At 68.7% G+C, this 19344-nt stretch carries 15 protein-coding genes and 2 pseudogenes; 6 read left to right on the top strand and 11 right to left on the bottom strand.

Annotation, left to right across the window (positions count from 1 at the left end; translation table 11 throughout):
- Positions 1-21: 21 nt before the first annotated feature.
- Positions 22-1443: an MFS transporter gene (locus ACYVDK_RS00790; RefSeq protein ID WP_460516527.1), complete on the bottom strand. Its 1422-nt coding sequence runs from the start codon at positions 1441-1443 to the stop codon at positions 22-24.
- Positions 1444-1821: 378 nt separating this feature from the next.
- Between ACYVDK_RS00790 and hemB the strand changes: the two genes are divergently transcribed.
- The gene (hemB, locus tag ACYVDK_RS00785; RefSeq protein WP_460517349.1) at positions 1822-2748 is read left to right on the top strand and encodes a porphobilinogen synthase; all 927 of its coding nucleotides are present in this window, start codon (positions 1822-1824) and stop codon (positions 2746-2748) included.
- Positions 2637-2882 (top strand): annotated as a pseudogene (locus tag ACYVDK_RS00780) (pentapeptide repeat-containing protein); the annotation flags it as partial. The gene hemB and the pseudogene ACYVDK_RS00780, both read left to right, overlap by 112 nt.
- On the opposite strand, the pseudogene ACYVDK_RS00775 reads toward ACYVDK_RS00780, so the two are convergent.
- Positions 2873-3055, bottom strand: a pseudogene (locus ACYVDK_RS00775) (hypothetical protein); the annotation flags it as partial. The pseudogenes ACYVDK_RS00780 and ACYVDK_RS00775 overlap by 10 nt on opposite strands.
- On the opposite strand from ACYVDK_RS00775, the gene ACYVDK_RS00770 reads away from it, so the two are divergent.
- Positions 3000-4406: a glutamate-1-semialdehyde 2,1-aminomutase gene (locus tag ACYVDK_RS00770; protein ID WP_460517346.1), complete on the top strand. Its 1407-nt coding sequence runs from the start codon at positions 3000-3002 to the stop codon at positions 4404-4406. The pseudogene ACYVDK_RS00775 and the gene ACYVDK_RS00770 overlap by 56 nt on opposite strands.
- 371 nt (positions 4407-4777) lie before the next feature.
- Here the strand turns inward: ACYVDK_RS00770 and ACYVDK_RS00765 are convergent, their stop codons facing one another.
- The 3 genes from ACYVDK_RS00765 to mmsA form a co-directional block, all read right to left on the bottom strand.
- The gene (locus ACYVDK_RS00765; protein ID WP_460516524.1) at positions 4778-5878 is read right to left on the bottom strand and encodes a substrate-binding domain-containing protein; all 1101 of its coding nucleotides are present in this window, start codon (positions 5876-5878) and stop codon (positions 4778-4780) included.
- Between the two features lie 138 nt (positions 5879-6016).
- The gene (gene mmsB, locus ACYVDK_RS00760; protein ID WP_460516521.1) at positions 6017-7345 is read right to left on the bottom strand and encodes a multiple monosaccharide ABC transporter permease; all 1329 of its coding nucleotides are present in this window, start codon (positions 7343-7345) and stop codon (positions 6017-6019) included.
- Positions 7342-8865 carry a multiple monosaccharide ABC transporter ATP-binding protein gene (gene mmsA, locus ACYVDK_RS00755; RefSeq protein ID WP_460517343.1) on the bottom strand — a complete coding sequence of 508 codons (1524 nt, stop codon included), beginning with the start codon at positions 8863-8865 and terminating at the stop codon, positions 7342-7344. The genes mmsB and mmsA overlap by 4 nt, the downstream gene beginning before the upstream one ends.
- 1245 nt (positions 8866-10110) lie before the next feature.
- Here mmsA and ACYVDK_RS00750 point away from each other — a divergent pair.
- Positions 10111-10776, top strand: a complete 666-nt coding sequence (locus ACYVDK_RS00750) for an LPXTG cell wall anchor domain-containing protein (protein WP_460516518.1) — start codon at positions 10111-10113, stop codon at positions 10774-10776.
- Positions 10777-11228: 452 nt separating this feature from the next.
- On the opposite strand, the gene ACYVDK_RS00745 is transcribed toward ACYVDK_RS00750, so the two are convergent.
- From ACYVDK_RS00745 to ACYVDK_RS00725, 5 genes are all read right to left on the bottom strand, one after another.
- Complete coding sequence (locus ACYVDK_RS00745; RefSeq protein WP_460516515.1) at positions 11229-12482, bottom strand: sugar ABC transporter permease; 1254 nt, start codon at positions 12480-12482, stop codon at positions 11229-11231.
- The gene (locus ACYVDK_RS00740) at positions 12479-13468 is read right to left on the bottom strand and encodes a sugar ABC transporter ATP-binding protein (RefSeq protein ID WP_460516512.1); all 990 of its coding nucleotides are present in this window, start codon (positions 13466-13468) and stop codon (positions 12479-12481) included. The genes ACYVDK_RS00745 and ACYVDK_RS00740 overlap by 4 nt, the downstream gene beginning before the upstream one ends.
- Complete coding sequence (locus ACYVDK_RS00735; RefSeq protein WP_460516509.1) at positions 13465-14562, bottom strand: type 1 periplasmic-binding domain-containing protein; 1098 nt, start codon at positions 14560-14562, stop codon at positions 13465-13467. Before ACYVDK_RS00735 ends, ACYVDK_RS00740 begins: the two co-directional genes overlap by 4 nt.
- A complete protein-coding gene (locus ACYVDK_RS00730) occupies positions 14559-15758 on the bottom strand; it encodes an ROK family transcriptional regulator (protein WP_460516506.1) in 1200 nt (399 codons plus the stop codon). Before ACYVDK_RS00730 ends, ACYVDK_RS00735 begins: the two co-directional genes overlap by 4 nt.
- A gap of 202 nt (positions 15759-15960) precedes the next feature.
- Positions 15961-16416 (bottom strand): GNAT family N-acetyltransferase, encoded by a 456-nt coding sequence (locus ACYVDK_RS00725; RefSeq protein WP_460517340.1) that lies wholly within the window; start codon positions 16414-16416, stop codon positions 15961-15963.
- 344 nt (positions 16417-16760) lie between these two features.
- Between ACYVDK_RS00725 and ACYVDK_RS00720 the strand changes: the two genes are divergently transcribed.
- Complete coding sequence (locus tag ACYVDK_RS00720) at positions 16761-17249, top strand: hypothetical protein (protein WP_460516503.1); 489 nt, start codon at positions 16761-16763, stop codon at positions 17247-17249.
- A 2-nt stretch (positions 17250-17251) separates the two neighbouring features.
- Complete coding sequence (locus ACYVDK_RS00715; RefSeq protein WP_460516499.1) at positions 17252-18649, top strand: FAD-dependent oxidoreductase; 1398 nt, start codon at positions 17252-17254, stop codon at positions 18647-18649.
- A 320-nt stretch (positions 18650-18969) separates the two neighbouring features.
- Here the strand turns inward: ACYVDK_RS00715 and ACYVDK_RS00710 are convergent, their stop codons facing one another.
- Positions 18970-19317 carry a DUF1304 domain-containing protein gene (locus ACYVDK_RS00710; protein WP_460517337.1) on the bottom strand — a complete coding sequence of 116 codons (348 nt, stop codon included), beginning with the start codon at positions 19315-19317 and terminating at the stop codon, positions 18970-18972.
- Positions 19318-19344: the final 27 nt, after the last annotated feature.

Below are 19344 nucleotides of genomic sequence, written 5' to 3'. Positions count from 1 at the left end.
CCGCCCGTGCGGTCCGTTCGCCTACGTGTTCGCGGGTTCTTGGTATTCGCGTGGGTGCCATGAGCCCAGTAGTAGGGCGTGCACGATGGCGAGGCCGGTGGCGATGGCGATGACGGTGATCCATTCTGTGCCGGCGTGGGGCCCTGAACCGTTGGCGAACACGATGCCGAGCACCGTGGTGGCTGAGATGGCGCCGACGTAGCGGGAGGTTTGGAGTATGCCGGCGGCGACACCGACATCCTTGGGTCGGGCCGACGCGTACAGTGCCTGGTTCATGGCGATGCTGACGATGCAGTAGGGGGCGCCCATCGCCGCCGTGATCAGGAGCATGACGACAGGTGTGAGGGTGAACGCCGCGACGGCGAGCAGTGCCGTGCCGACGATGAGGCCGAGCCCGCCGATGATCAGCGTGAACCTGAGCCCGCGTTTCTCGATCCAGCGTGCACCGAGCGGGGTGAGCCCGATCGTCACGGCGGCCAGGGGGAACATCAGTAGTCCGGTGATGCCGGCGTTGTACCCGCCGTGGTCCTGCAGCAGCTGCGGAAGACCGAAGAACGCCGTGTAGTACACGAGGTTGAAGACGGCGAAGCACAGGTACACCATCATCAGGGACCGGTTGGCGGCGAGCATGCGCAGGTCGATGAACGGTACGGATGCCGTCAACTCGCGGGCGACGAATCCGATGCCCGCCAGCACGGCGAGGGCGAGCAACCACCAGAGGGGCTTTTGCAGTCCGAGGAGGAAGACGAGGAGTGCGACGAGCATCCCGATGAACAGTGCGATGCCGGGGATGTCGGACTGCACGAGCAGGGTGCGTACGCGTTGCCGGCGGCGTTTCGCATCGGCCGGTGCAAGCATCCGGGTGCCGATCAGGGCGAGAGCGGCCAGCGGAACGTTCACGGCGAAGATGGCCTGCCAGCCGAGTGTGGTCACCAGGAGGCCGCCGAGCACGGGCCCGATCGCAGCACCTGCGGTGTTCGCGATCTGGATGCGGCCGAGCAACCGCGGCGTCGACACCCCGGATCGTGTGCTGAGGGGTCGCACCATCGCCACGGCCGACGGGAACGCGGTGGCCGTGCCGATCGCAAGCCCCACCCGGCCGACGCACACCCACGCGAACGAAGGTGCCAACGGTGTCAGCGCGCTGACCACGATCACCACGCACATGCCGAACACGAAAAGCCGACGCGGCCCGAACCGGTCACCAAGACGCCCCATCAACGGCTGACCCGCCGCCGACGCCAGATAGAACGAGGTGATCACCCACGTTGCCTCTGCAATACCCAGCACGAACGTCTTCTGCAGATCGACCAACGCCACAGCGATCATCGAGGAGTTCAGCGGATTCAGAAGCGTACCCAGACTGATCGCCGCGACCGCAAGACCGATGCGACCGTTCGGCCCGTTCGCGGGATCGGGTTCGGTGCCGGATGCCTCGCTCACGATCCCGCCGCACTCACGCCTTCGATCGTAGCGACGCGGTGCGGCACGCACTGCGCCGGGCGGCGCCCGGCCGCGCTCCGGGTCGGGCGCTCCGGGTCGGGCGCTCCGCACCCCACGCCAGGCGCTCCGCATCCCCGCGCTCCGCACCCCACGCTCCGCACCCCGCGCTCGCACCCCGCGCTCCGCCGTGACGCCGCGCTCCGCGGTGCCGCCGGGCCGCGCTCCGCGGTGACGCCGGGCCACGCCCCGCGTCTCACCGGCCATGCCCGCCGCCCCGCTGGCCCCCGGCGAGCCCACAGGGCGCGCCCATAGGCTGGAGCGGTGAACGACGTGCTGCACCCGACTGTTCGCCCCCGCCGTCTCCGCGCCACACCGGCGATGCGCCGGCTCACGGCGGAAACGCGGCTGCACGCTGCCGAGCTGATCCTGCCGGTCTTCGTGCGGGAGGGCATTCGCGAGCCTCGGCCCATCGTCTCGATGCCGGGCGTCGTGCAGCACTCGCTCGACAGCCTGAAGAGTGCGGTGAACGAGGCCGCCACTGCCGGCATCGGCGGCATCATGCTGTTCGGCGTGCCGGAGACGCGGGATGCCGTGGGCAGCGGCGGGACGGATGCCGACGGCATCCTCAATGCTGCGACCCGTGTGGTGGTCGCCGAGGTCGGCGAGGCACTGGTGGTGCAGACCGACCTCTGCCTCGACGAGTTCACCGATCATGGCCATTGCGGGGTGCTGGATGCCGCGGGCCGCGTCGACAATGACGCCACGCTGGAGCGCTATCGCGACATGGCATTGGCGCAGGCGCACGCCGGCTCGCAGATCTTGGGCCTCAGCGGCATGATGGACGGCCAGGTCGCCGCGGTGCGGGACGCGCTCGACGGCGAGGGCTTCGCCGACACCGCGGTGCTCGCATACGCGGCGAAGTATGCGTCGGGCTTCTACGGCCCGTTCCGGGAGGCGGTGGACTCGCAGCTGCAAGGCGACCGCCGCAGCTACCAGCAGGACCCCGCCAACCGGCGCGAGGGTCTGCGCGAGGCGCGGCTCGATCTCGACGAGGGTGCGGACATCCTCATGGTGAAGCCCGCGATGTCGTACCTCGACGTGCTCAGCGATGTCGCCGAGAGCAGTGATATTCCGGTGTGGGCATATCAGGTCAGCGGGGAGTACTCCATGATCGAGGCTGCCGCCTCGAATGGATGGATCGACCGCGATCGTGCCGTTCTGGAGACGCTCACGAGCATCAGGCGAGCGGGGGCCGACGCGGTGCTGACCTACTGGGCGGTCGAGGTGGCCGGATGGCTGAGGTAGGCGCGGCCGACGCGGACCGGTACGACGGGGTCCGGGCGGATGCGCGCGGGGTGGATGCGAGCGGGGCGGACGTGAGTCGGGCGGACGTGAGCCGCGCGGATGCGAGCCGGGCGGATGCGAGCCGGGCGGACGTGAGTCGGGCGGATGCGAGCCTCGCGGACGTGAGTCGGGCGGACGTGAGCCGCGCCGATGCAAGCCACGCGGACGCGAGCCGCGCCGACGGGAGCTTCGTCGCCGGCGGCGCTGACGCGGTGGAATTCGCGGGTGACGCGAACGAGCGCGAGTTCGAACGCGCCCAGCGTGTGATTCCCGGCGGGGTGAACTCTCCGGTGCGGGCGTACCGTTCCGTCGGCGGCGCACCGCGATTTCTGGTCGCCGCGCGCGGACCGTACGTGACAGACGTCGACGGTCGCGAGTACGTCGACCTGGTGGCGTCGTGGGGTCCGGCGATTCTCGGGCACGCGCATCCGGAGGTCGTGGCGGCCGTGCAGAATGCGGCGGCCAGCGGCCTGAGCTTCGGGGCGTCGACCCCGGCCGAGTCCGACCTCGCCGAACTCGTGATCGGCCGGCTCTCGGTCACGCCCGGTGCGGACCTGCTGCCCGGCCGGTCGCTCGTGACGACACGCCTCATCGAGGAGCTGCGGCTGGTCTCGACGGGCACCGAGGCGACGATGACGGCCATCCGGCTCGCACGCGGCTTCACCGGCCGCGACCTCGTCGTCAAGTTCTCCGGCCTGTACCACGGCCACTCTGACGGTCTGCTCGCGGATGCCGGCAGCGGTCTCGCGACCCTCGCCCTGCCCGCGTCTGCAGGCGTTCCCGCGCCGATCGCGGCGCAGACCGTCGCGATCCCGTACAACGATCGCGGCGCCGTGCGCGAGGTTTTCGAAGAGCACGGCGACCGCGTCGCTGCGATCATCGCCGAGGCGGCCCCGGCCAACATGGGCGTCGTTCCACCCGCTCCTGGCTTCAACCGGTTTCTCGCCGACACGGCCCACGACCACGGCGCGCTGCTCATCCTCGACGAGGTGCTCACCGGCTTCCGCGTCGGTCCTGCGGGGTACTGGGCGCTCGACGCGTTCACGATCCGCGAAGAGGACGACGGGTCGCGCCATCTCGTGTCGCCGACCTACCTGCCCGACATCGTGACGTTCGGCAAGGTCATCGGCGGCGGGATGCCCCTGGCAGCACTCGGCGCTCGGCGCGAGATCATGGAGCGGCTCGCACCCGTCGGCCCGGTGTACCAGGCGGGCACCCTCTCCGGAAACCCGGTCGCGGTGGCGGCAGGGCTCGCCACGCTCCGACTTGCCGATGCGGAGGTCTACGCGCACCTCGACCGGGCTGCCGCAGTGATCTCCGCGGCGGTGGATGCCGCGTTGACGGTATCCGGTGTTCCGCATTTCGTCTCGCGCGCGGGCAACCTGTTCAGCATCCAGTTCCGCGAGACGCCGGCCGTCGACTATGCCGGGGTGCAGGCACAGGATGCCTACCGTTACGGCCCGTTCTTCCACGCGATGCTCGAGAGGGGCGTGTCCTTGCCGCCGAGCGTCTACGAGGCCTGGTTCGTCACCGCAGCGCACGACGACGCCGCGCTGAACCGAGTGCTCGACGCCCTCCCCGCGGCCGCCCGCGCCGCAGCAGCTGCCCGTCCCGAGTAGCCGGCCGGCCAGAGCGGCTCCCGGCGCGAGCAGCGCGATGCTCCGCCGACACTAGGGATTTCGCACTGACACTACGGTCGTTGACCGTAGTCTGGCCGGAGAATTGGTAGTGTCGACGGCCGTTTCGTAGTGTCGGCGGCGATCGTGGTCTCCCTGACCTGTCTGTAGTGTCGGCGGGCCGCGCGGGCGGCCTCGGTTCATCACCTCGGGGCACGCGGGTCGACCGGAGGACGCGGGCCGACGCCGCACACGCGGGCCGATCCGGAGCACGCGGGCCGATCCGGAGCACGCGGGCCGGAGCACGCGGGCCGACCCCACACACATAAGGGCCGCCCGCGCGAACGCGGACGGCCCCGAGGTGACGCGCGAGACTACTGGTTGGCCGTGGCCAGCTGCTCGAGGGTCGGGTTGTTGGCGTATGCCGTGACGGCGTTCGCCTTGGTGACCAGGATCGGCGTGAGCGCCTTGTACGGAACGGTGATCGTGCCGTTGTACGCGTTCGTCTTGTCGTTGTACACGACGCCGGCCGGCTTCTTCTTGCCGCTGGCGAGGTCGTCGATCAGGTCGACCGCCGCCTTCGCCTCCTCGTCGGTGTTCTTGTAGATGGTCGAGTACTGCACGCCCTTCATGATGAGCGGGATCGACGCGGTCTCGGAGTCCTGACCGGTCACCACCGGCACCGGAAGACCGGCCTGCTGCGCGGCCGTGATGATCGAACGGCCGAGGGTGTCGTTCGGGGAGAGCACGCCGTCGAGAACCGTGCCGTTGGAGTACGTCTTGGTGATGATGTTGGTCATACGCACCTGGGAGTTCTTCGGGTCCCAGTTGTCCGTCTGCACCTGCTGGAAGGTCGTCTGGCCCGACGGCACCTTCAGCTCGCCCTTGTCGATCAGCGGCTTGAGCACGCTCATCGCACCGTTGTAGAACACGGTGGCGTTCGCGTCGGTGTTCGCGCCGGCGAAGATCTCGATGTTGTAGGGACCGTTCGGCTTCTTGGCCTTCATGCCGTCAAGCAGCGCCTGAGCCTGCAGCTGGCCGACCTTGTAGTTGTTGAAGGCCGCGTAGTAGTCGACGTTCTTCGTGTTCATGATGTTGCGGTCCCACGCGATGACCGTCGCGCCGGCCTTCTTCGCCTGAGCGACCTGCGTGCCCAGCTGGCTGCCGTCCTGTGCGGCGATGACGATGACCTTGTCGCCCTTGGTGACCATGGACTGGATCACGTTCTGCTGGTCGGCGACGCTCGACGAGTACTGAACGTCCGACTTGAAGCCGGCATCCTTCAGCGCCTTCTCGAACGACGCCTTCGCGAGCACCCAGTTCTGCGAGGTCTTCTGGGGCAGCGCGACGCCGATGGTGTCGCCCTTCTTCACCGTGGTGCTGGCCGTGTCGGAGCTGGCGCGTGACGAGCATCCGGTCAGCGCCAGGCCGGCAATGGCCACGGCCGTGAGGCCGATGAGCAGTTTCTTGCGCATGTTGTTCCTTCTTCTTGTGGATTGCAGGGCGACCAGTGGGCCGCGCCTTCTCGTGAGCCGTCCGATGCCTCTGGACAGCGGGTGGGGATGGGGAGTGGATGACCGACCCGCGCCGACGGGTCGCCGCCGGTGTGCGGACTACGACAGGGTGTCGACCTTCTCGACCTGCTCGCCGGCGGGCTTGTCGATGCCCTGCGGCTGGGCATCCAACTCCTCTTCGGTGACGGTCGACTTCGTCTTGCGGCCGATGCCGACTCCGCGCAGCAGCAGGCCGATGATCGACGGGCGGCCCTGCGTCTTGTTGTAGACGTCGAACGCGACGGCGGCGACGAGCACGAGACCGCGGATGATCGACACCCACGAGCTGTCGAGGCCGAGAAGCGAGAGGCCGTTGGAGAGGAAGGCCATGACGAACGCGCCGATGATCGACCCCGCGACGGTGCCGACACCGCCGAAGATCGCGGCGCCGCCGACGAAGACCGCGGCGATGGCATCCAACTCCCAGCCGGTGCCGTCGAACGGTCCGGATGCCTGTGCGTTGCCGATGAAGACCATGCCGGCGACGGCGGCGAGCACCGACATGTTCATCATGAGCAGGAAGTTCACACGCCGGGACTTCACGCCGGAGAGCACGGCCGCGCTGGGGTTGCCGCCGACGGCGTAGATGTGGCGGCCGAACACGGTGCTGGAGGTGAGGAAGCTGTAGAGCAGGATGAGCAGCCCGGCGATGATGCCGACGATCGGGAAGCTCGTGCCGACGCGTCCGGTGGCGAACAGGTAGGTGGCGAAGATGGTGACGCCGCAGAGCAACACGAGCTTGACGACGCTCACCCACACCGGCTGCGTCTGAGCGCCCATCCTGACGCGCTTGCGCCGGTCGTGCAGCTCCTTCCAGATCAGCGCCACGACGACGATGAGGCCGAGGATGAGCGTGGGATTGCTGTAGCCGAAGTCCGGTCCGAAGTCGGGCAGGAATCCGTTGCCGATCCAGTTGTACGAGGCCGGGGTGGGCACGGCGGTCGAGTTGCCGACCACCTGGTTGGCGCCGCGGAAGATCAGCTGGCCGGCCAGCGTCACGATGAACGCGGGCACCCGAACGTATGCCACCCAGAAGCCCTGCCAGGCGCCCACGAGAGCGCCGACCACGATTCCGAGCAGCATCGCGAGGCCCGCGGGCAGGTGCCAGATCGCCATCGACTGCGCGACGACCACGCCGACGAACGCGGCGACCGAGCCGACGGAGAGATCGATGTGGCCGGCGATGATGAGCATGACCATCCCGATCGCGAGGATCAGGATGTAGGAGTACTGCTGCACCATGTTGATCACGTTCGTGGGGTCGAGCGTGTAGCCGCCTGTCCAGATCTCGAACACGACGACGATCGCGACCAGCGCGATGATCATGCTGTACTGGCTGATTCCGCGGCCCCCGGTCAGGGTGCGCAGGCCTTGGGAGAACTTGCTCATGCTGCTTGTCCGGTCTTTCGGGTGGAGGTCATGCTGACCATGAGGGATTCGGGATTGGCCTGGCCTGCCGGCAGCACGTTCGTGATCTGGCCTTCGAAGATCGTGTAGATGCGATCCGACATGCCGAGCAGTTCCGGCAGCTCGGAGGAGATCAGCACGATCCCCTTACCCTGTGCGGCCAGCTGGTTGATGATGTTGTAGATCTCGTACTTGGCGCCCACGTCGATTCCGCGGGTGGGCTCGTCGAGGATGAGGAGGTCGGGGTCGGTGAACATCCACTTGGCCAGCACGACCTTCTGCTGGTTGCCGCCGGAGAGCTTGCTCACGCCCTCGTCGACGGAGTTCGCCTTGGTGCGCAGCGCCTGCCGGTACTCCTCGGCCACCTTGTACTCGAGCAGGTCGTCGACGACGCCGCCACGAGAGATCTTGTCGAGCCTGGCCGAGACAGTCGCCCGCTTGATGGTGTCGAGCAGGTTCAGGCCGAGCGTCTTGCGGTCTTCGCTGACGTAGCCCATGCCGTGCTGGATGGCGTCGTGCACATTCGCGATCTTGATGCGGCGGCCGTCCTTGTAGATCTCACCGTCGAGGTACGTGCCGTAGCTACGCCCGAACACGCTCATCGCGAGCTCGGTGCGGCCGGCGCCCATGAGCCCTGCGAACCCGACGATCTCGCCGCGGCGCACGAAGAAGCTCTCGTTCTTGCAGACGAGGCGCTCCGGGTCCACGGGGTGCTGCACGCTCCAGTTGCGCACCTCGAAGAACGTCTCGCCGATGTTCGGCGTGCGCTCCGGGAAACGGCTCTCCAGAGAGCGCCCGACCATGCCGCGGATGATGCGGTCCTCGTCCACGCCGCCTGCAGCGACATCCAGGGTCTCGATCGTCTTGCCGTCACGGATGATCGTGATCGAGTCGGCGACCCGCTCGATCTCGTTCAGCTTGTGGCTGATCATGATCGACGTCATGCCCGACTTCTTGAAGCCCAGGATCAGGTCGAGCAGGTGCTGAGACTCCCTCTCGTTGAGGGCCGCGGTCGGCTCGTCGAGAATGAGCAGCTTGACGTCTTTGTGCAGGGCCTTCGCGATCTCCACGAGCTGCTGCTTGCCGACGCCGAGTGTTTTGATGGGCGTGTCGGGGTCTTCGCGAAGCCCGACGAGGTCGAGCAGCTCGCGAGCACGCTTCTGCGACGCGACCCAGTCGATGCGGCCGAACCGGGTGATCTCGTTGCCGAGGAACAGGTTCTCGGTGATCGAGAGCTCGGGAATGAGCGCCAGCTCTTGATGGATGATCGCGATTCCGGCACTCTCGCTCTGCTTCGTGTTCGAGAAGCGAACCTCGTCGCCTTCGAAGACGATCTGACCCTCGTACGTGCCGTAGGGGTAGACGCCCGACAAGACCTTCATCAGGGTCGACTTTCCCGCGCCGTTCTCGCCGCAGATCGCGTGGATCTCGCCGCGTGCCACGGTCATCGACACGTCGGAGAGTGCGATCACGCCGGGGAAGCGCTTGGTGATCTCGCGCATTTCCAGAAGGGGGGCGTTCGCCACGGATGATCCTCTCGCTGTGCGGGGCGAGGCATCCGTCGTTCGAGCTGCTCAAGGCTCTTCACGTGTGGGTTCGAACGCCCTCGTCCCGTGGTGCTGCGGCCGCCCGGGCCGCGTGTGTTGCCTCGGGTGCGGCAACGAAACGCCACGCTAACACAACTGCGTTCAGATGTTGAACACAATCGAGAAATTCAGTAACCGACTTCGTCGACTGCTGAAGCGGCGTGCCGCGGTCCGCGGTGCGTCCGTCCGCTCGCGTTCGCCCGCGGTTCGCTCGTTCGCTCGTCCGCGGTTCGTCCGCAGGCCCGCCCGCCCGACCTCCGCCCACCGTGCGTCCGCGCCTGCCTGCCGTGCGTCGTGCGCCTGCCCGCCCTCCTGCCTGCCGTGGGCCCCGTCGCCCGCCGTGCGTCCGCCCGCCCGCCGTCCGTCGGACGGGCTCCTGCCCGCGGCCGTCCGTCCGCCTGCCCGCAACCCGCCGTGCGTCCGCCCGCCCGCCGTGCAGCGCCCGCCCGCCCGCCGTGAGCCGGCTGCCCTCCGTGCGTTCGCCCGCCCGCCGTGCACCTGCCTGCCCGACCTCCGCCCGCCGCAAGGCGGGGACGCTCCACTCGTCGACGAGTGGCGGAACCGTGCTCGAGACTGCACAGCCACCCCGAGACGTGGGGTAAACCCCACTGTTTCGGAGTGGCTGTGCAGTCTCGCCGACCTGGGCCTTCGCCGGGACGCTGGGCCTTCGCCGGGACGCTGGGCGTCCCGGCGAGACACCGAGCCTTCGCCGCGGACGCTGCGCGCCATCGGGACCTTGAACCTTCGCCAGGGCGGCTGGGAAGCGCGACCCATGCGGCCGTGACTCGTGCGTGAGCGTCTGGGAAGTGAATCCACGATGACGGCGAGCAGCAGCGCGGCGCCTGTGATGATGTGACGCACCGAGGCGTCGAGATCGAGCAGTGTCAGCCGTGCTTGCCCGCGGATGCTCCACATCGCGGTGGCGGGTGCTGTCGTGGCGTCGGGGGCTGCCGCGGTGACGGGTGCTGCTGCGGCGGCGGCGCGGGCGGTTCGACGGCAGAGCCGGACGTCTTCGACCACCCGGGAGCGGATGCGCGCGCACCCTGAGCGCTGTCAGGTCGCGCCCCCGAACGGGGTGGATGCTGTCCACTCGTTCTCTCGCTACTGTGGGGCGTCCGCTTCTGCGGCGCGAATCGAGCAGGAATCGAGCAGGAGCAGTCCATGAACCCGTGCCTGGCAGACACCGGATCCACCGTGTCGGTACCGCTGATCGTCGTCGCCGTGGTTGTGGTTCTCGCCGGTGCGGCCCTCTACCTCGCGGCACGTCGCAAGAAGAAGAGCGCGGCCGGTACGACGACGCTGACTCTCGTTCTGTTCGGCGCACTGATGCTCGGCGGCATGCCATCAGCGCCCGCTCACGCAGACCCCGTGGGCAACCAGTGCGGACAGGCCGCCGCTCCCGTGCAGACACCGACCCAGACGCCGACGCCGACCACGACTCCCACACCGACGAGCGTTCCTACGCCCACGTGCACACCCGCCGAGTTGAACGACACGGTCCAGCGCTGGTCGCCCAACGAGGGTGACGGCGGCGTCGTGGTCGACGGTGTCGTCACCGACAGTGCGCTCCGCGCGGCGTTGGCGGGCGGCACGACTTACAACGGTCACGTCGTCTTGGTCGTCAGGGGCGCGACCGTCTTCGACGGTCCTGTGACCTTCACCGCGAGTGCGGACGGTGCTGGCGTGGCTCTCGCTGTCGCGGCCTCGGCGTACAACGACGACCTGGCCTCGGGTGGGACGATCACGCTGACGTTCCAGATCCCCGGATCATCCGCCGACTGCCCGACTCACGTGACGGTCACCGGACCGGTCGAAATCATCGGATAGCGCCGCGGCTTCCCAACCGCGCTGCGACCCGACGCAGTCGATTCGACGGAAGTCGCCGCCGAGTGTGGGAACGGGCACGCGTGTGCCGCCGCGATCGCCGCGATCCAGGCATCCGGAATCTGGTGGGCGGAGCCTCGAGAATCGAGCGCAAGGTGGTAATGGCTCCACCCGTCGACGAGTGGCAGAACCTCTTGCGAGACCGCACGGCCATCCGCGGGACTGGACGGCCACCCCGAGACCGCACATCCACCCACGAGACTGCACAGCCACCCCGAGACGTCGGGTAAGCCCCGCTGTTTCGGCGTGGGTGTGCAGTCTCGCTGGGCTCGGCCTTCCGCCGAGACGTTGGACGTTCGCCGGGACGCCGGGCCCCGCCGGGACGCCGGGCCCCGCCGGGACGCCGGGCCCCGCCGGGACACTGGGCCTCCGCATGGACGGCGGGGCGGTGCCGCCTACGCGCGCCCGTGGCTCGCGCGAGAGCGTCTGGAAAGTGAATCCACGATGACGGCCAGCAGCAGCACGGCGCCGGTGATGATGTACCGCACGGACGCGTCGAGGTTCAGCAGCGTCAGCCCGCTGGAGATCACGGAGATCACCAGTACGCCGAGCACGGCGGACCACGCGCTGCCCCTGCCGCCGAACAGGCTGGTGCCACCGATGATGGCCGCGGCGATGGCGTTGAGGTTCGTGTCGGCGGAGCCCGTGAGCGTCGTCGCCGACCCGAGCCGCGCAGCTGAGAGCACTCCGCCCAGCGCCGCCAAGGCCGAGCAGATCATGAAGGCCGTGACCAGGGTGCGGGTGACGGGCAGTCCGGCCCGGCGCGCCGCATCCACGTTTCCGCCGACCGCGAAGACCGAGCGGCCCCAGCGCGTGCGCCGCAGCAGGTAAGAGAAGACCACGACCAGCAGCAGGAACAGCACGGGCATGATCGCGGTGCCGCGATCGAGCGAGAGGTACCAGACGACGATGCAGAGGGCGACCAGCAGGGCTGCGGCCTTCAGGATCGTGACCGACGGATGCTCCGCCGGCAGTTGTGCGAGCATCCGTCTGCGCCTGCGCGCCAGCCCGGTGCCGAGCACGGCCAGTGCGGCGATGCCGACGATGATGTACGCCACCCACGGCGGCAGGAACCACGTGTTCGCGAACTGCACCAGCGGGTCGGTGAACGGGATGTTGATGGATCCGTTCGGCCCAAGCAGCGCCAGCTGAACGCCGAGGAACGAGAGCAGACCGGCGATCGTGATCAGAAAGCTCGGCACCCCGAACCGGGTGAGCAGAAAGCCGTAGAACGCCCCGATCGCCGCACCAGCCGCGATGGCGGCGACGACTCCGATGAACATGGGCCACTGCAGCCGCATGGCGCACACGCCGACCACGGCGCTCGCCAGGCCGCTGACCGATCCGACCGAGAGGTCGATCTGCGCGACAAGCAGAACGACGACGGTTCCCAGCGCGATGACCCCGAGCGGCGTCGCCTGCAGCGTGAGGTTCACGAGGTTGCCTGGTGCGAGGAACCGCGGATTGAGCGCTTCGAACAGCACGGCTATGACGATCAGGCCGAGCACGACGGGCAGCGAGCCGAGTTCACCGTCGCGCAGCCGCGCCGCGAATCCGGATGCCACGTCGCGCAGAGTGTAGGCGCCACTCGGCTCCGTGCGGTCTCGGGCCGACCCGCGCGCGGCCGCTGCGCGATCGACCGCGTTCATCGGGCACCTCTGCCGTCGTCGCGCCCGCCCAAGGGGCCGTCGAGAGGGCCGCCGCCCGAACCTGCACCGCCGAAGGCGCCGCCGAACGGGCCCCCGATGGGATCGCCGCCCGACCGCGCATCGCCCGACCGTGCGCCACCGGAACCGGTCGGCCCGGGCCGGTGACCGAAGCGGTCGAGCGGGTCGTCCTCCGGCGTGCCCTCCTCGAGGTTCAGCACGCCGGTGATCGACGCGATGATGTCTTCGTAGCTGAGGTCGGGCGCCCGGAACCGGCCGTTCACGCGCCCCAGGCGCAGCACGATCACCCGGTCTGCGACGGCCTGTACGTCGGCCATGTTGTGGCTGATCAGCACGACGCAGTGCCCGCGATCGCGCAGCAGTTCGATGAGGTTGAGCACCTCGGCGGTCTGGGCGACGCCGAGCGCGGCGGTCGGTTCGTCGAGCATGACCACGCTCGGCTCCCCGATCAGCGAGCGCGCGATGGCCACGGTCTGACGTTGGCCACCGGAGAGCGTGGCCACGGGCATCCGCACCGAGGGAATGCGCGCCGAGAGCTGACGGAGCAGCTCCCATGACCGCTGTTCCATGGCCTCCTCGTCGAGCGGCCCGTTGCCGAGCTCCTGCCCGAGGAAGAGGTTCGCGACCACGTCGAGGTTGTCGCAGAGGGCGAGGTCCTGGAACACGGTGGCGATCCCGAGCTCGCGGGATGCCGCGGGCGACGGGATGGTGACGTGCCGCCCCTCGTAGGCGATGGTGCCGGCGTCCGGCGGGTGCACTCCCGCCAGGATCTTCACCAGCGTCGACTTGCCGGCGCCGTTGTCGCCAACGAGCGCGACGACTTCGCCGCCGTAGAGGTCGAGGTCCACGTTGCGCAGCGCTTGGATGTGCCCGAACGACTTGCTGACGCCGCGCATGCTGACGACGGGTTCGAGCACGTCGGCCGGGCCGGCTGCGTCAGCACTCGGGGCAGCGTCTCCCACACTCATGAGATGCCGTGCTCCTTGCAATAGGTTTCGTACGCGGGCGTGCAGATCTCGGCGACGGTGTGGAATCCGCTGTCGATCACGACCTTCTTCACGTTCTGCACCGTCACGGTGACCGGCTTGAGCGTCACGGTCGGCACAGTCTTGCCCGACACCTTCGTGGTGGCCGTGCCCTCAGGATGCCCGCCGCGCACGATCGTGAGTGCGGCATCCGCCGCGATCCGCGCCTGCTCTCTGATCGGTTTGTATACGGTCATGTACTGCGTTCCGGCGATGATGCGCTGCACGGCGGCCACCTCGGCATCCTGACCAGTGGTAGGTGGAACCGGTTCCACGCCTGCCGCCTGCAGCGCCGCGATGGCGCCCTGGGCGAGGCCGTCGTTCGCCGCGTACACGCCGGAGATGCGGGATCCGAACTGGGTGATCTGGCCGGCGACCCAGGTCTGCGCTTCCGATCCGGCCCAGTCCGGGGTCTCGTACTCGGCCAGCACGGTGTAGCCCGACGAGTCGAGCACCGAGTGCGCGCCGTCCTTGTAGGCGCCGGCGTTGTTGTCCGTCGGTGCTCCGTCGACCATGAGGATTCCCGATCCGGCCGGCACCTTCAGTTCGTGCAGCCGGTCCACGAGCGACTGCGCCTGGAGCACGCCGACCCGCTCGTTGTCGGCGGAGACGAAGAACGACAGGTCGGGGCTGTCGATGATGCGGTCGTAGGCGATGACCGGCACACCCTTGGCGACAGCCTCGTTGACGATGGATGCCGCAGCCTCGCCGTCGACGGCATCCAGCACCAGAACGGCGACCCCCTGCGCGAGCATCGACTCGGCCTGCTGCTGCTGGCGAGCCGCGTCGGCGGACGCGTTCTGGTACGCGACGCTGCAGCCGGGGCACTTCTCGTGGATGCGCGCCTCGAACGCCGGCCGGTCGGCCGACTCGTAGCGCGTGTTCGTGGAGTCGGGCAGCAGCAAGCCGATCGTCGCGTGCGCCGGATCGACGGCGGCATGCGACGTATCCCCGGGCGCCACCGCGTTGGAACACCCGACGAGGGCGAATACGCAGGCGGCGACCGCGAGCAGCGAACCCGCGCGGATCGCCTTCATTCCCCGGCGTCCTCCATGGGCGTGGAATCTTCGGGCTGTATGGAGACACGGTCGACCGCCATCGCGACAGCGCCCATCGCCGCCGCGCCTGCGCCGAGCTGACCCTGCACGATCTCAGGTGCCAACGTGGTGCCGGCCAGCACGGCGCGTTCGACCTCGCGGCGCATGGGCCCCAGCAGCAGCTCGCCCGACCGGCCGAGCTCGCCGCCGACGACGACACGTTCCGGATCGAGCAGATTGCACAGATTCGCGGTGGCCACCCCGATGGCGGTGCCGGCGTCGGCGATCGCGCGGATGGCATCCGCGTCGCCCGACATGGCCCGCACGATCACGTCTTGGAGCTTGATGCCGCGGGCACCGGTCTGCAGCCTCTGGATCAAGGCGTCGCCTCCGGCGATGGCTTGAACGCATCCACGGTTGCCGCACTCGCACACCGGGCCGTCTTCCTGGATGACCGTGTGCCCGAGATCGCCCGCCATGCCGCCGTGACCGGAGTAGACGCGCCCGCCGAGCACGAGCCCCGCGCCGATGCGGTCGCCCACGTCGATGAAGACGACGTCTTCCTTGCCGCGGGCGGCACCCAGCCGCAGCTCTCCCAGTGCGGCGGCGTTGGCATCCGTGTCGACGAACACCGGTCGCTTGAGCCGTTGCTGCAGCACGTCGGCGACCTCGACGCCGTCCCATCCGCGCAGGATGCCCCGCCGCGCGATGCGCCCGGTGCGCTTGTCGATCGGTGCGGGCAGCGCCACACCGACGGCGAGCAGGTCGAGCATGCCTGCGCCGGCCGAGTCGAGCAGGTCGGCCAGCAGCAGCATGACGCGGTCGAGCTCGTTGTCGGCGCGATGGTCTTTGGCGAGCGGCATGTGCGACTCGGCGACGGTCGTGTACGCGACATCGGAGATGGAGATGCGCAGGTGGCGCGTGGAGAAGTGCACGCCGGCGACGAGCCCGAGGGCGTGCGCCAGTGTGACGTGCTGCGCGCGTCGACCGCTGCGTGTGCCAGGCGCGGTGTTCAGCACGCCCGCGCCGCTGAGCTCCTTGACGATGTTGGAGACCGTCGCGGGGGAGAGCCCGGTGAGTCCGGAGAGCTCGATCTGGCTGAGCCCTCCGTACTTCTTGACGGCGTCGACGATGCGGCCGCGATTGGCTTCACGGAGTGAAGTCTGCGACCCCGGCGTTCGACGGGCGGCTACCACGGATTCACCCTACGTGATGCGGGCTATGCGGCGGCAGGGTGGATGTCGGTGCGCGCCGGATGAGCCGCGCGGACATGCGTCCAAACACTTGGTACGAGTAGGTCCAAACGACTGGTAGGGGTATGTCGAAACGACTAGTTCAGAAGCGTCCGAATGTTCAGTGTCATGGAAACTTTGTCGCAGGGCAGCTTGCCGGAACTGGCTAGCGAGTCTTACGGGCGCCCTGATCCCTTGCAACGTGCGATCGCGTCATGAACACATCGACCGCGTCCTCGGTGTCGACAGTGAAGCCGTGGCGCTCGTAGAGCCGACGGGCGGGGCTTCCCTGCAAGACGTTCAGCCGGAAGGGCCGCGGATCATCGGAGGCCAGAACAGTGCGTAGAACGACGGTTCCAAGCCCTTTGCCCTGGGCTGAAGGCGTCAGGTAGAAGTGCTCGATCCACTGCACGTCGTCTTCGGCGCGCACCGTGATCGAGCCGGCATCCGCACCGTCCACGACGATCACCTGCGTGTTCGCCGGGACGAATGCGTCACGCATCCGCTGGCGCACGCGCACCGCGTCGTAGGCGCCGAGGCGCTCCAGATCCTCGCGCAGCACCTCGGCGCGCAACTCCACAAGCCACTCGATGTCGCTGTCGAGGCCGGCACGCAACCTCATATCCACGTCCCGAAGCCTATGGCGCGCGACCACCGTGTGCCGGAGCTTCACGAGGATGGCATCCGTGTCACGGAACATGAGGGTTCCCTGCGGGCAACCCGCAACTTCTGTGACATGCCGGCAACCGCATGTCTCAGATCCGGCGACGTTGGCGGCCGAGGACCCACATCTTGTAACACGGGCCGGATTTCGTCGAGGCCTTGGCGCTGAACCGTTGCGGCTCCGCCTCAGTGACGTCCACCCGTGAGAGAGCCCCGTGCCCTTCGAGGCGTCAGTTCTGTAACGTCTCGCGTCGCTGCCAGCACATACCGGACCGGGTCAACGCGACCCGGCAGACTAGGGGCATGGCCGACTTTCACGTGTACCGCGATCGCCTCGAGATCCGCCTCACCCGTGCGGAGAAGGTGCTCGCGCTGCGACGCGACGACCTCGTGGTGCCGCGAGACAACATCCGCTCGGTGGCCATCACCGCCGACCCGTGGATCTGGATTCGCGGGGTGCGCGCGCCGGGCAACAGCATCCCGCTGACGCTCGCCGTCGGCACGTGGAAGTTCCACGGGGGCAAGGACTTTCTCGTGCTCAAGGGCAAGCAGCGCTCGGCCGTGGTGATCGACATCGACCAGCCGGATGCCGGTGTCGCGGACGACCCCGCCGCTTCCGCCGCCGCCGCCGCTTCCGGCGATGAGGCACCGGAGCGCCTGCCCGACTCGGGCGAGGTCGCTGACGGATTCTCGCGCGTCATCGTCTCGACCCAGCACGCCGCGGAGCTGGTCGAGGCGTTGCGCGACATCCATCCCGGATCCGACGGCCCGACCGACGAAGTGATCTCGTAGCGATGCCTTCCGCTCGGGCGAAGCAGCCGAACGCGAAGCAGCCCAAGTCCAAGCAGCCGAAGTCGAAGCAAACCGAGACGGAGCCGGCCCGCATCGACGTCGACTGCTGCATCGTCGGCGGCGGCCCCGCCGGGGTCATGCTCGGGATGCTCCTGGCTCGCGCGGGCGTCGAGGTGGCCGTTCTCGAGAAGCACGGCGACTTCCTGCGGGACTTTCGCGGCGACACCATCCACCCGTCCACGCTGCAGGTGCTCGACGAGCTGGGCCTGCGTGACGCGTTCCTCACGCTGCCGCACACCTCCGTCTCCACGCTCGACGCCGTGGTCGACGGCACCCGCATCACGCCCGTCGACTTCGACAGCCTTGGTGGGCGAAATGACTTCCTGGTGCTGATGCCGCAGTGGGACTTTCTCGGCTTTCTCGCCGAGCACGCGCGGGCGTATCCGGGATTCCGGATGCTCATGCGCACGGATGCCACCGAGCTCGTCACAGACGGGGCTCCCGGAGACTACGCACCGCGCACCGACGCAGCGGCCGGCGCTGGTGCGCGGCGCGTGACCGGGGTGCGGGCGATCGGACCAGACGGCCCTGTCGAGGTGCACGCCGCCCTCACCGTGGCGGCGGACGGGCGGGATTCGGTGCTGCGGGCGGCATCCGGACTGCCGTCCACCGACTTCGGCGCGCCGATCGACGTCGTCTGGTTCCGTCTGCCGCAACCCGCCGAGCCTCCGCCCGACACCCTGGGCTACATCGACGAGCACCGCCTCGTGCTGACCATTCCGCGGGAGGGCTACTACCAGATGGGTCTCGTCATTCCGAAAGGCGGCTTCGACGAGCTGCACAGCAAGGGGCTCGATGCCGTGCGCGCCTCGATCGTCGACACGGCGCCGTTCCTGGCGCCGGTCGTCGGCGAGCTGAAGTCGTTCGATCAGCTCAAGCTGTTGTCGGTGCAGATCAACCGGCTCGAGACGTGGTGGCGACCGGGACTGCTGTGCATCGGCGACGCGGCGCACGCGATGTCGCCCGCGTTCGGCGTGGGTGTGAACTTCGCCGTGCAGGATGCCGTCGCCACCGCGAACCGACTCGCGCCGCTGCTGCGCGGGGCGGGCGCGGTGGCCGGCCCACGGGCATCCGCTCTCGATGCGGGGTGTGACAGGGTGCAGCGCAGACGGATGCCACCCACTCGCGCTATGCAGGCCGTGCAGCTGGCCGCGCACCACGTGATCAATGGTGCCGGTGTGCAACTGCTGCCGTCGCCGCTCGGCGAGCCGCGGCGCATCGTGCTGTCCGCGGTGCTCCCTGTGGTGCAGCGTGTGGCGGCACGGATGATCGGCCGCGGCTTCCGCCCGGAGCACGTCGCACCGCAGGTGCGCGGCGCCACCACGAGGCCGCTCGCCTGACGCGCCCGGCCTACGCTCGCGCTCGCCTGCGTTCCTACCGTGCGTCTGCTTCCGCCCGCTCTGTGCGTCTGCTTCCGCCCGCTCTGTGCGTCTGCTTCCGCCCGCTCTGTGCGTCTGCTCGTGCCCGCTCCGTGCGCTGCCCTGCGCCCACTCGCCACTCGCCGCTCGCCGCTTGTGCCCGTGCGCTGCCCTGCGCCCGCTTATTGCGCCAGGTCTCGGCAATTGCGCCACTAATCCTGGCGCTGTCGCTACGAAGTGGCGCAATTGGTCGAGCGTGGTCGAGCGGATGCGTGCGCGGTGGGTGCGGATGGGCGCCGGCATCACACCGTGATCGGGTCGCTCAGAAAGATCAGCACGATGCCGGCCAGCGGCAGGATGCCCTGAATGATCGCCGCACGGATGTACCGTGCTCCCGTGGTCACCAGCACCACCGCGGCGAGCACCATGCAGGTGAGGGTGAAGAACACGAGGGTCAGCCCGATCACGTGCTGTCCGACCCCGTAGGCGATGATGCCGACGAGCGCGCCGATTGCGAGGAACAGGTTGTAGAAGCCCTGGTTGTACGCCATCGGCTTGATCGTGTCGGCGGATGCCTGGTCGGGCACCGCGAATCGCCTCCAGACCCCTGAGGTTGACCCCTGTTCCCGGACAGGTGGTTGGTTGGTCAGGCTGCCAGTGTGAGCTGGCGGCGTTCG

Source organism: Humibacter antri (assembly GCF_054777235.1).
The sequence above is the reverse complement of the archived record's forward strand: the minus strand, read 5'-3'. Positions and strand labels throughout refer to the sequence as shown.